Consider the following 11,865-nt stretch of genomic DNA (forward strand, 5'->3'; position numbering starts at 1 on the left):
AAATTACTGTAGTTTTCTGTCAAGAAGCCGATAAGAGAGGCATGAGCAAACGAACGTTAATGGTGCTCTGTTTGACCCTGTTCATCTGTACTTTCTGGCTCCAGTTAGGTTATGCAGCACCTTCCAATCTGACTTATCAAGGGCGAATTATTAAAGCCGATGGCACTCCATTGGAGTACGGCAACACCAGCTTCTTATTTGAAATCACCAGCCCCAACGGCAACTGTGTGATCTATCGCGAACAACGCGATGGTGTGAGTATGCTGAATTCCAAAGGCGTCTTTGATGTGCCGATCGGATCTGGCACCAAACTTTTCCCGGCGGATCCTCTGTTCACACTTTTGGATTCTTTCAACAACTCGCTGGTGCACAACTGCTTTGGCGGCGCCACTTACACGGCGGGCACTGGTGATGTGCGTCTGTTGAAAGTTCAGTTCCACGACGGTTCCGGCTGGAAGGTGATTTCGCCAGCTAATGAGATTCGCTCTGTTCCCTACTCTGCCTACGCTCTGTCGGCGGAAAAACTGGGAAACAAAGTTGAAGCTGACTTTGTTCTGAAAGCCGCAGTTCCAACCTGTTTGGCCAATGAGTTCCTTTCCTGGAATGGCACAGCGATGGATTGTGCTCCGGTCAGTGGGGCGGCTGGTGGCACAGTCACGGAAGTGACTTCAAGCAATTCCTATATCACCGTTGCAAACTCCACCTCGACTCCCGCCCTGACTCTGAACGTGGGCTCCGCCGCAGGCACTGTCGCTGCAGGCAATGACCCCCGCTTGTCTGACTCCCGCACGCCGACGGGTTCTGCAGGAGGAGACCTTGGTGGTTCCTATCCAAGCCCTTCCGTTGTAAAAATTCAGGGCGTGGCTGTTTCAAACACAGCTCCCACCAGCGGCAAGTTCTTTAAACACGACGGTGCTCAGTGGGTGCCTTCGACTATTGAAATCACCGACGTGAATAATCTGTCGACGAATCTCGCGGGCTATCACACGACGGCCGCATTTAATGCGGCGGTGGGAAGTGCTAACTGCGCGGCTTATGAAACTCCGTATTGGAGTTCCGTGTCTGGATCGTTCCAGTGTCAGGCCATTAACGTTTCAGTCGCAGGCGATGTCAGCGGCAGTATTGGTGCCGTGACTGTCAATAAAATCAAAGGCGTGAACGTGGACACCACCGGACTGACCTCCGGGCAGGTTCTGAAATATGACGGCACGAAGTGGGCTCCGGCCAACGATAGCAATGCGGGCGGCACAGTCACGAATATCGCCACGGGCACAGGTCTTTCTGGCGGGCCGATTACTTCCACCGGGACTATTTCCCTGGCGAACACATCGGTTACAGCGGGCTCATACGGTTCCGGCACTCAGGTGCCAAGCTTCACCGTGGATGCGCAAGGTCGGTTGACTGCGGCTGGCAACGTTTCCATCCCCACAGCCAGCGGTTCCACAACAGGTCTTTTAACTTCGGCCGACTGGACTAACTTTAACAACAAACTCGGCACGGCTTCGACGTTTGCGGGCGATGTCAGCGGCACATCGGCTGCGATGAGTGTTGATAAAATCAAAGGCACGGCCGTCAGTGCCACGGCGCCGACTTCCGCGCAGATTCTGATTTACAATGGCACTCAGTACAGCCCCTCTTCAGTCAGCGGCGATGCCACGATGTCGACAACCGGCGCGGTGACTTTGAAAAACACCGGCACGGCGGGAACTTACACGAAAGTCACTACCGATGCTCAGGGCCGCGTGACATCTGGGACGACACTGTCTGCTTCCGATGTTCCAGCACTGGATTGGAGCAAAATCACAACCGGCAAACCAACGACTTTGTCGGGTTATGGTATCACCGATTCAATTCAAAATGCCGGTGGCACACCGAGTGTGCAATCCGGAACGGTCGCCAGCCGCCCAGCAGCAGCCACGGCAGGACGTCTTTATATTGGCACGGATGACAACTCCCTTTACCGCGACACCGGAAGTGCGTGGGTCAAAGTCGGCGATGGCGCCGGATCCAATGGTGTGACGAGTGTCACAGCGAGTGCCCCTTTGGCTTCCAGTGGTGGTGCGACTCCGAATATCACGATCACTCAGGCCAACACCACTACCAATGGGTATTTAAGTTCGACAGACTGGAACACGTTTAACAACAAACTGGGCACGGCTTCGACGTTCTCTGGTGATGTGAGTGGAACCTCCAGTACGACCAGTGTTGATAAAATCAAGGGGAAATCCGTCACCCCGGCGGCCTATGCAACAGGCCAAACTTTGCGCTATAACGGTACGGACTGGGTAAATGCTCTTTTAGGTTTTGCTGATATCAGTGGCACGATTGCCACGTCTCAGTTGCCGGTGGTGCCGGTTTCCAAAGGTGGTACGGGTTTATCTTCTGGCACGGCCAATGGCGTTTTGTATTTTGATTCCTCCTCGACGATGGCCGCCACAGCGGCTGGAACAGCCAATCAGGTGTTGCGAATTCCTGGAGCTGGTGGTGCACCTTCATTTGGCGCCATCAATCTGGCTCAGTCTGCGGCGGTGACTGGAACATTGGCCGTGGCAAATGGTGGTACCGGAGTCAGTTCATTGACCGCCAATCGCCTGCTGGCTAGTGACGGCACCGGAGCCACCGTGACCGCCTTTACGTGCGCTGTAGGGCAACTGGTGACCTTTGATGCTGCGGGAGTGATGGGCTGCACGAGTTACGCTTCTTCGGGCCTTTTTGCCAATGGCGGGAATAGTTTTGGTGCCGCGGCGACTTTGGGTACTAACGATGCTCAGGCGTTGAATCTTGAAACCAATAGTACGACGCGTATGACGGTGCTTAGTACAGGGGAAGTGGGTATTGGCACAACCACCCCCACATTCCCATTGGAAGTTCAGGCATCTGCCACCACCAGCAAAGGCATCCAGATCAACAATACAAACAACACCGGGGGCGCTTACATCAACGCCAAAGCCGGAACCAACAGCCTCAGCCTCGGCACTTGGGGCCAGGGCAGCGGAAGTGCCCTGACTTACATCGAATCGAATTCCAACTGGAATTTCAAAATCAACACTTACTCCAACACCGCCATTACCTTTGCAACCAACACTAATGCTGGATCCAACGAAAGAATGCGCATCGATAACGTCGGGAATGTCGGCATTGGTACGACCTCCCCGTCCTCCCTGTTACATGTGACCACCTCAGCCGCGTCACCTCCGGCCGTGCTCGTGCGTAACTCTTTGTCTCCGGCTCCGACGGCGACGGTAACTCAGAACTTGCACGCGATTTGGAATACAATCGTGGTCGGATCTGCACAGCCATTTACCGGAGCGCTTTACGGGGCCGTAAATCGTATCGAAGATTCAGCCGGGCAAACAGGCAACATCAGTAATGCTATTGGCTCGGTTAACGACGTTCATCACAAATCAGCCTCCACGATGTCCAATGCAACGGGTCTGCAGGCCAATGTGCAAAACACTTCCACCGGTACAGTGACTCTGGCCAAAGCGGCCTATCTGACGGTTGCCAACACCGGCGGCGGAACTATCGATACGGGTTATGGACTGCATATCGGGTCTATTGCAGGAACCACAAAGTACGGCATCTATCAGGATGACACGGCCTCAACGAACGTCTTCACCGGTAATACCGGTATCGGGACCAATTCGCCCAACACCAAACTGCATGTCGAGGGAAATACCTTTATCAAAGACAGACTGTACGTTTATAACAACTCGGGCTGGGGGGCTACGACTCCGGGTATTGCGCTGGCGATTGGTGATCAGGACACGGGCTTGGACTGGGTGTCTGACGGGGTTTTACAGATCTATTCCAACAATGCCGCTCGAATGCATTTTGCCATCAATGGCAACGTGGGGATTGGAACCACGACCCCGGGATACAGACTGGATGTGAATGGAACCTTGCGAGGATTTGGGATCACCGACTCTTCAGATATCCGCCTGAAACGTGACATTGCTTCGCTGTCTTCTTCCGAGGCCTTGCAACGCATTCTGAAGATTCAAGGTGTCAGCTACAACTGGAAAAATCCAGAACATGGCAAGCGCCCGCAACTGGGCTTTATCGCCCAAGAGCTTGAAAAGATTTATCCAGAGCTTGTCGAAACCGACCCCCAGGGAATGAAGTCCGTGAATTACTCACACTTGGTGTCCCCGTTGGTGGAAGCTATCAAGGCGCTGTATGATGAAGTCAGTGCCTTGAAAGACTCGCTGGCCGACAAAGATCAGCGTATTCTGGCTCTGGAGCAGGACAAAGCCCAAAAAGACAAAGAGCTGGCAGAACTGAAAGCCAGGATGGATCGGCTGGAAAAAGCTGTGCTTAACAGCAAATAAAGCTGACGCAGTGGAGACCCGAAAAAGAACCGGGAACCTTTTTAGAGTTTCAGGGTGATTTCCAGAGGGAAGTGATCAGAGCTTACGATGGTGTGGTGAACTTTGGCTTTCACTACATCAAAGCCCCGCACAAAGACATGATCCAGTTTCAGGATGCGCCCGTCATCTTCCAAATCCAGATGTTCAAGCCCCAGATCCCGGAAAATAGATTTCATGATCATATAGCGTTTGAAGTTCCAGGTGTTGAAATCCCCTGCCAGGACGACCGGCCCGTCAAAGCGCGCGATCTTTTCGGCGATTTCATACAGCGAAGACGTGAAAGCCTTTAAGGTCACAAAGTTCAGCACATGGGTGCAGACAAACAGGGCTTTCTTTTCACCGAAACTGTATTCACTGAACAAGGTTAATTTCGGGGTCAGCCAGAACAGCTCGCGGGTTTTTGCCCGGATAAAATCGACCGAGTGAGGCGTCAGCCTGGAGCCAATGGCCACCCCCGTGCTGGAAAGGTCTTTTTTATAGTGAAAACTTTGCGCCAGATGCCACTCATAGGCGGCGAAATCAGATCTCCACATGGCGGGCATGCGCTGATCCAACAAAGCTTCCTGCAGGAAGATGAAATCCTTGTTTTCCCCCAAGCGTTTGAAGTCTTGTTCAAACAGATGAGCTTTTTGTCCTTTGTAAACGTTCCAGACAAAGATATCAAACTGCGAAGGTGCTTCGGGAAGCTTTGGGGCCTCCCCGATCTTCAGCAGCACTTTTTCTTTGGCCGGAACGATAAAAGGAACCATTTTTTACTTCACTTTACTCAGGTAATTTTCATCCACGGTCGCAACTGGAAGACTGAGAGCTTCGGCTCTTTCCTGTTCTGCCAGCAGGGTCGACAAATAGCGTTCGGTGGTGCTTGGAATGATCACAACGATGTTCTTGCCGCGATTTTCCTCTTTCGCCGCCTGGCGAAGGCCTGCGCTGATTGCAGCCCCTGACGAGATCCCAACAGGAATCCCCTCTTTTTTGATCACTTCGCGCGCCACTTTCATGGACTCTTCGGACGACACTTGCTCAACGCCATCAACGACGGATCTATCCATCACGCTAGGAATAAACCCCGCGCCCAGGCCTTGAATCTTGTGCGGACCTGGTTTGCCCCCGGAAAGTACGGGACTTTCTGCAGGCTCGACCGCGATGATTTTGATGTTTTTGTTTTTTGCTTTTAGCACCGTCCCCACGCCGGTGATCGTGCCCGAAGTTCCAACGCCGCTGATCACCATGTCGACTCTGCCGTCGGTGTCGTTCCAGATTTCAAGAGCGGTGGTTTCTTTGTGAATTGCGGGATTCGCGGGATTGTCAAACTGACGAGGCATCCAGGCATTGGGTGTGTTTTCCAGTAGCTCCATGGCTTTGGCGATAGCACCCTTCATACCCAAAGGACCCGGAGTCAGAACGATTTTCGCCCCCAGCATCAGCAACAGCGTACGACGCTCTTGAGACATGGTTTCTGGCATTGTCAAAGTGATGTCATAGCCTTTGGCGGCTGCCACAAAGGCCAGAGCAATCCCGGTATTGCCACTTGTCGGTTCGATTATTTTCATTCCGGGTTTAAGCTGGCCTGAGCGTTCAGCGTCTTCGATCATGGCAAGGCCGATGCGATCTTTGACGGACCCCAGAGGATTAAAGAACTCAAGCTTCAACAACAGCCTGCCCGGCAAATCCTTGCCGATTCTTTGCATTTCGATTAACGGGGTTTGACCAATGGTTTTCGTGATATCAGAATATATTCTCATAAGATGCCGATCTCCGTTCCTCCATGATACTCCCGTTGCGGGACCGGACAAAGATGAAGTTTATAAAATTTTGTTTTCATTTCGTTAATAAGGGGAAATCCAATGGCAACTGAACCTTTTTCCAGCTCCAATACCAGTTACTGTTTCCGTTTGAGACCGGGGCAGGACTTAAAAAAGGAACTCTTGTTCTATTGTCAAAAGTACCACCTTCATGCGGCCTGCGTCGTGAGCGCAGTTGGCAGCGTCGATAAGGCTCATTTACGTATGTCTGGCGGCAAGGACGTTGTCGAGTTCCAGGGGCCGTTTGAGATTGTGTCCTTGTCCGGAACGCTGGGGCCCGATGGGGCTCACTTGCATATGGCGATTAGCAACTATGAAGGTCAGGTGATCGGAGGGCATTTGATGGATGGCTCGGTGATTCACACGACGGCCGAGATTGTGCTTTTGGAAAATCATGATCTGACTTTCCACCGGGAAGTGGATGGACATACCCAATACAAAGAACTGGTGATTAAAAAACGCTGACTCAAGCCTCTTTTTTAAGTTTTAGAGCTGGAAATACTTTACGAATTTCTTCGACATCGACGAGACTACCTTGCACATAGGCATGAATCACAAACCCCAAAAGAGTTTGATAAGGAATGCCTTTTCTTTCTGCAACCGCCTTAAAACCTTCAAAGTCCGCTTGTGTTAATCGCGCCGTAAACTTTGCTTCTTTCTTTTCTTTTTCACGTCTTAAAACTTCGTTCCGAGCATTGATTGCGGCAACTTTTTCTTTACTGACGGACTTCCAGCTTGAAAAATTATCTTCCAACTCTTTTTGGGTGGGAATTCGTTTTCTTTTCATAATCCATACTCCTTCTTAAGTTTGCGGCTCTTATACATGGTTATATATCTTTCCGGAGGGATTTATCCGCCTCATAGATTATACCTACTTGTATGGCAAATAGCCATACTTTTAATATCTGTGTAATTCCATAGGGATAAGCAATGATTATGCAGAAACGAACGACTTAACAATGGAGGCTGGCAGGACAGAGATTCCGAATCTCGCCCAGCCACAACCCAGTAAAGAATTTGGCTTGAGTCATTTTTAGATTTAGCTCTTGGCAAAATTTAACAGGGGGCCATACTCCCCTGCTTTATCCGCCAACTTTAGACAATGAATATATTCTTTGCGCAAGTGCCCCGCCAAGGCCAGACTGGTGCGCCCCCAGGTAAAACCAGAACACCCTTGCTGCTTCAAAAATAGATCCGTCGCCAATCGCGCACAACGCCCGTTGCCGTTTGGGAAGGGATGAATATACACAAGACGATGATGAAAACGGATGGCAATTTCTTCGACTGAAAAAGTCTGATTCTGCAGCCAGTAGCTGATATCACCCAAAAGAATAGCCATATCACTCTGAATCGACAGCGGCGACACACCAATATTGGTTTGCCGGGTTCTCAAGTCACCCGCCCAGCGCCAGGTGTCCTCAAACATCTTCTGATGCAGCCGCTTCAGCCCGGTCAGGCTTAGCAGATCCTTTTTCAAAGACCTGCTGGATTCGGCCCACAGAATCGCCCGCGCGATATTGGCGGCCTCAAATTCATCCAGTTCCCCGTGAGTGGTCAAGCCCGGGATCAGACCACGCAAGGTCTCATCATCCAAAGGTGTGGCTCCGGGGATTTCCTGGATTTTCATTTTTTCCGGCTCCAGATACGGCGATCTTCGTTGCGCAACAACTCTTGGGCAATTTCTTCGGAAAGCGCTTTTTGTGCGGATTTGGACGTCGCTTGCAATTCAAGACTCATCGAATGCTCGCTGGACTTCACGATTTCATCTGCGACTTTAAAAGCCTGCGCCTCTAAGGTCTTTTGCAGCCCCTGCTTCGGAACAAAACAATAAACGAAGTCACAGTTCATAGCTTCCGCTGCCTTTCTTAAAGACTCCAAAGTGACTGTCCCCGCCACTTCGTTCTTTTCAAGCCCTTCGATTCGCTGTTTGATCACACCCAAACGTGTCGCCAGGTCGTTCATCGACATCCCCAAGGCTGTACGGATTTCACGCACCCAACCCGTTTTGGGTGCTTTTAAGGCACGAACTTCTTGCGCCGCAGCAAACTGCCGGTCCAACTGAGCTCTTCGCAACTTTGCGGTTTTGGATTTCACTAGGCCCCCATTCGTCTATCTATAGATAGATATAATACATCATATCGTCTATTTTTAGATAGACTTAAAGATATATTTTATCTACTTAAAGGTAGACGTTTTTACTGATTATAGAGGGAGCTGATCGAAGCTTTCTAAAAAACTCTATTGCCCAAACCCGGCCTTAGTCAATGAATATGTAAATTATATGTAAATACTAGACCTTTTGGACCGCCGCCCCGAAGCGAACATAAATTTAACCCGAGAGGCTTTATATGTTTGATGCCTACTTCGGCCCCCGATAGATTGCTCGGATGCAATTTAATCATCCGATCGTAATTCAAGGTGGCATGGGGATCGCAGTCTCTGACTGGCGTTTGGCAAAAACAGTTTCTCAAACAGGCCAGTTGGGCGTTGTTTCTGGAACTGCGATCAATTCAGTTCTGGTTCGTCGTCTGCAAGATGGTGATGCCGCCGGCGACTGCCGCCGTGCTTTGAAAGCCTTCCCGTCCCAGGAAATCGCTCAGAAGATTCTGGACACTTATTTCATTGAAGGAGGTCGTCCAGCGACTCAGGCCTACAAACGTCCTCCGATGTTCAATCTGGAATCTCCAAAGGCTTTGTTGCAACTGACTGTGGCAGCTAGCTTTGTTGAAGTGTGGCTGGCGCGTGAAGGTCACAATGGTTTGATCGGCTTGAACCTTTTGGAAAAAGTGGTTCTGCCGAACTTGGCCTGCCTGTACGGCGGCCTGCTGGCGGGTGTGGATTACGTTATCATGGGTGCGGGTATTCCGCGTGAAATCCCGGGCGCTTTGGATCTGCTTGCGCAGAACCAAAAAGCGACTTTGAAGGTTCCGGTTGCGGGCGCTGCTGAAGATGGCGTTACATCTTTTGATCCACAGTCTGTGATGGAAGGCATTGAGCTTGCGCCTTTGAAACGCCCTTACTTCTTCCCGATTGTTTCTTCTGCAATTCTGGCTGCGAATCTGAAAAAGAAATCCACGGGCCGTGTCGACGGCTTTATCGTGGAAGGCCCTTTGGCGGGTGGCCACAACGCGCCTCCGCGCGGGCCGATGAAGCTGAATGAGCGCGGCGAGCCGGTTTATGGAACTCGCGACGAAGTGTGCTTAAAAGAAATGGCAGCTTTGGAGCTTCCATTCTGGATGGCGGGTTATTACGCGACTCCGGAGAAGCTGGCGGAAGTTCGTGCGCAAGGTGCTCACGGAGTTCAAGTGGGAACTTTGTTTGCCTTCTCGGAAGAATCCGGAGTGAAGGAAGAACACAAAGCCCAGGCTTTGAAGAAAATCACAACCGAAACGGCTCCTGAAGGCGGCTGGATCTTTACCGATCCTCGTTCTTCACCAACAGGATTCCCGTTTAAGGCGGCTCGCCTTTCTGGAACTATTTCTGAAGAAGCTTTGTACCTGTCCCGCAAACGTATTTGCGATCTGGGTTACTTGCGCCATGCTTATCAAAAACCCGACGGCACTGTGGGCCAGCGCTGCCCTGCCGAGCCGGTGAATGATTATGTTAAAAAAGGCGGTTTGGAAGAAGACACTGTCGGACGCAAATGTCTGTGCAATGCTTTGATGGCCGACGTGGGCATGGGCCAGATCCAGGCCGGCGGCGTGGAAGAGCAGCCTTTGTTGACTGCGGGTGATGACTTGAACAATGTCGCTCGTATGTTGCGTGGGAAAAGTTCTTACAGCGCTAAAGACGTTGTGGCTTATCTGCTGGGCCTTGATGGCACGGCACAGGTTGCAGTTCAATCTGAGGCCCCGCTGACAGTATAAGTTTAATAAACTGTCGATGTTTTTGACTGTTGCCACTCAGCTTGAAACAGGCTGAGTTTTTCGATGGAATTATTATTCCCAATGCGGATAATGAACTTCAGCGGAGGACTTCATGAAGAAGTTAATGGCAGCAGCGACGTTGTCTCTATCAATGATGATTACCACTTCTAACGCCCTTGCCGACAATGCCATCGGTATTGTGCTGGGCGATCCATCGGGGATCTCAGGAAGAGCTTCCCTGGATGGACAGCATTCAATTGAAGGCGCCCTGGCCTATGCCACGGGGGACCATTCCGGACTTCATATCCACGCCACTTATCTTTGGGACCGCGCTCGGACTTTTGCTGTGCAAGGTGGCGGTCCGATTGAGATGTATTATGGGCTTGGGGTGCGGTTGATTAACTTCAACAAGGGTGAACACGATGGCGAGCTGGCCATCGGTCCGCGGGCCCCGCTGGGGCTGCTTTATAATATCAATAATCCGGATATTGAGATCTTTGGGGAGCTTTCCGTCGCGGTGGATTTGACGCCGGAGACGGATGTGGATTTGGATGTGGGGATTGGGGTGCGGTTGAGGTTTTAAGGTGCATCACCTGACAACCTTATCAGAGATGTACCTCATCAATTTCAAAAATAAGAGCCAAGCTTTTTCTACATAGGAAAAGCTCTGACTTTGAAACCTTGCCTAGAGCTTTGGTAATACGACCACTGGATAACGTCCGGATCTGCAAAGTATCTATGACAGAATCCTTACTAAGGCCAGCGGCAGCCAGATTTTTCACGGTAACAAAAGCTGCACCCTTTTTCCCCGACGCATCGGTGACTGGCAGAACCGTTATCAAATCCAGTTTTGGATGCTGAAAGATAACCAGGCAAGGTCGAGTTTTTCCTTTTTCCTGACCTTGCACAGGATCTAGCTTTAATTCCACGACATCGCCCACGGAATACTTACTCAAAGTCTTCTCCGTCCAATGCCTTAAAGTAATGTTCAACCGATGACTTGCTATAGTCTTCCAACAACTGCTCTCTCTCTTTACGGCGGCGTTCGCGCTTCATTTTTTCACGCAAAAGATCCATCGCAAAATCTAGCATTTTGGTCTTATTCGCAAAACCCAAACCAGAATGGTTTTCCAAAAGCTCAACATTCTCTTCTTTAAGTTTACCTATCTGCATAAGAACCTCTTACCTTCTTATCGGCGTACATGTCTATGTACATTAGGAACATACTCAAATCAATACATTAATATATACATATTTACATACAACAATCGGTCCATAAAGGGCAAGTTCATAAAGACCCAAAAACACTGGGCTTTTGTCTGTTTGGCAATTCAGAGTGCTGTCTAACTTTTAAACGATATTACCGGCATAGTGCTGCCATATCACCCCAAAGAACAAAAGACTCCATAGAACACCGCAACAGTCATTGCCGGTTTACAAAAAATATTTTACCCTTAAGCAGATTTTAGCTGTGCTAAGATCAGCTTAAATTCGCGACCACAAAAAACAATCATAACTTCTCATTGCTAAACTACAAGAAATCCTTATTAAGATGACCTCAACAATAAATGGAGGTCTCATGTCACTACCAAATAATGGATGGAAAAATAAATCTGGCACCGCCAAAAGAAGCTGTTCTCCTTGCGGCAGTTGGAAAGACCACTGGGTCAGCAAGACAAAACAATCTTGGCCCACACCATGTTCAGCTGGTGGCTGCGTCGGCACCGCATCAGTTGGCGCTCACGTATTTAACTCTAATGTCACCGGAGAACGCATCGTCCCTTTGTGCTACTCGTGCAACGGTATAGACAGTGAATTCTCGATCAA

Annotated in this window: 11 protein-coding genes; 4 read left to right on the forward strand and 7 right to left on the reverse strand. The window is 50.2% G+C overall.

Going from position 1 to position 11,865, the window contains the following annotated elements:
* Positions 1-41: 41 nt before the first annotated feature.
* On the forward strand, positions 42-4,331 hold the full coding sequence (locus tag B9G79_RS10420) for a tail fiber domain-containing protein (protein ID WP_088565454.1): 4,290 nt from the start codon (positions 42-44) through the stop codon (positions 4,329-4,331).
* A 41-nt stretch (positions 4,332-4,372) separates the two neighbouring features.
* On the opposite strand, the gene B9G79_RS10425 is transcribed toward B9G79_RS10420, so the two are convergent.
* Positions 4,373-5,119 carry an endonuclease/exonuclease/phosphatase family protein gene (locus B9G79_RS10425; protein WP_088565455.1) on the reverse strand — a complete coding sequence of 249 codons (747 nt, stop codon included), beginning with the start codon at positions 5,117-5,119 and terminating at the stop codon, positions 4,373-4,375.
* Between the two features lie 3 nt (positions 5,120-5,122).
* Positions 5,123-6,112 (reverse strand): cysteine synthase A, encoded by a 990-nt coding sequence (gene cysK, locus B9G79_RS10430; RefSeq protein ID WP_088565456.1) that lies wholly within the window; start codon positions 6,110-6,112, stop codon positions 5,123-5,125.
* A 102-nt stretch (positions 6,113-6,214) separates the two neighbouring features.
* Between cysK and B9G79_RS10435 the strand changes: the two genes are divergently transcribed.
* Positions 6,215-6,637 (forward strand): PPC domain-containing DNA-binding protein, encoded by a 423-nt coding sequence (locus B9G79_RS10435; RefSeq protein WP_088565457.1) that lies wholly within the window; start codon positions 6,215-6,217, stop codon positions 6,635-6,637.
* A 1-nt stretch (position 6,638) separates the two neighbouring features.
* On the opposite strand, the gene B9G79_RS10440 is transcribed toward B9G79_RS10435, so the two are convergent.
* The 3 genes from B9G79_RS10440 to B9G79_RS10450 form a co-directional block, all read right to left on the reverse strand.
* Positions 6,639-6,959 (reverse strand): hypothetical protein, encoded by a 321-nt coding sequence (locus tag B9G79_RS10440; RefSeq protein WP_011164179.1) that lies wholly within the window; start codon positions 6,957-6,959, stop codon positions 6,639-6,641.
* Positions 6,960-7,211: 252 nt separating this feature from the next.
* Positions 7,212-7,799: a mobile mystery protein B gene (locus B9G79_RS10445; RefSeq protein ID WP_088565458.1), complete on the reverse strand. Its 588-nt coding sequence runs from the start codon at positions 7,797-7,799 to the stop codon at positions 7,212-7,214.
* Positions 7,796-8,266 carry a mobile mystery protein A gene (locus tag B9G79_RS10450; RefSeq protein ID WP_088565459.1) on the reverse strand — a complete coding sequence of 157 codons (471 nt, stop codon included), beginning with the start codon at positions 8,264-8,266 and terminating at the stop codon, positions 7,796-7,798. The genes B9G79_RS10445 and B9G79_RS10450 overlap by 4 nt, the downstream gene beginning before the upstream one ends.
* A 293-nt stretch (positions 8,267-8,559) precedes the next feature.
* Between B9G79_RS10450 and B9G79_RS10455 the strand changes: the two genes are divergently transcribed.
* Together B9G79_RS10455 and B9G79_RS10460 are read left to right on the forward strand one after the other, a co-directional pair.
* Entirely contained in the window at positions 8,560-10,038 is a 1,479-nt protein-coding gene (locus B9G79_RS10455) for a nitronate monooxygenase (protein WP_088565460.1), read from the forward strand.
* 112 nt (positions 10,039-10,150) lie between these two features.
* Positions 10,151-10,621 carry a hypothetical protein gene (locus B9G79_RS10460; RefSeq protein WP_226988110.1) on the forward strand — a complete coding sequence of 157 codons (471 nt, stop codon included), beginning with the start codon at positions 10,151-10,153 and terminating at the stop codon, positions 10,619-10,621.
* A gap of 22 nt (positions 10,622-10,643) precedes the next feature.
* Here B9G79_RS10460 and B9G79_RS10465 read toward each other — a convergent pair whose 3' ends face one another.
* Both B9G79_RS10465 and B9G79_RS10470 read right to left on the reverse strand, forming a co-directional pair.
* Entirely contained in the window at positions 10,644-10,994 is a 351-nt protein-coding gene (locus tag B9G79_RS10465) for a type II toxin-antitoxin system PemK/MazF family toxin (protein WP_157678771.1), read from the reverse strand.
* Positions 10,987-11,211: a hypothetical protein gene (locus tag B9G79_RS10470; protein WP_088565462.1), complete on the reverse strand. Its 225-nt coding sequence runs from the start codon at positions 11,209-11,211 to the stop codon at positions 10,987-10,989. Before B9G79_RS10470 ends, B9G79_RS10465 begins: the two co-directional genes overlap by 8 nt.
* Positions 11,212-11,865 lie beyond the last annotated feature (654 nt).

Origin of the sequence: Bdellovibrio bacteriovorus, from assembly GCF_002208115.1 — a bacterium.
Classification (GTDB): Bacteria; Bdellovibrionota; Bdellovibrionia; order Bdellovibrionales; family Bdellovibrionaceae; genus Bdellovibrio; species Bdellovibrio bacteriovorus_C.

Excerpts from the sequence above, each read along its gene's own strand:
- B9G79_RS10455 (WP_088565460.1), top strand. The coding sequence starts at position 8,560 with ATGCAATTTAATCATCCGATCGTAATTCAAGGTGGCATGGGGATCGCA.
- B9G79_RS10470 (WP_088565462.1), bottom strand. The coding sequence starts at position 11,211 with ATGCAGATAGGTAAACTTAAAGAAGAGAATGTTGAGCTTTTGGAAAAC.
- B9G79_RS10435 (WP_088565457.1), top strand. The coding sequence starts at position 6,215 with ATGGCAACTGAACCTTTTTCCAGCTCCAATACCAGTTACTGTTTCCGT.
- B9G79_RS10440 (WP_011164179.1), bottom strand. The coding sequence starts at position 6,959 with ATGAAAAGAAAACGAATTCCCACCCAAAAAGAGTTGGAAGATAATTTT.
- B9G79_RS10460 (WP_226988110.1), top strand. The coding sequence starts at position 10,151 with ATGAAGAAGTTAATGGCAGCAGCGACGTTGTCTCTATCAATGATGATT.
- B9G79_RS10420 (WP_088565454.1), top strand. The coding sequence starts at position 42 with ATGAGCAAACGAACGTTAATGGTGCTCTGTTTGACCCTGTTCATCTGT.
- B9G79_RS10445 (WP_088565458.1), bottom strand. The coding sequence starts at position 7,799 with ATGAAAATCCAGGAAATCCCCGGAGCCACACCTTTGGATGATGAGACC.
- cysK (WP_088565456.1), bottom strand. The coding sequence starts at position 6,112 with ATGAGAATATATTCTGATATCACGAAAACCATTGGTCAAACCCCGTTA.
- B9G79_RS10425 (WP_088565455.1), bottom strand. The coding sequence starts at position 5,119 with ATGGTTCCTTTTATCGTTCCGGCCAAAGAAAAAGTGCTGCTGAAGATC.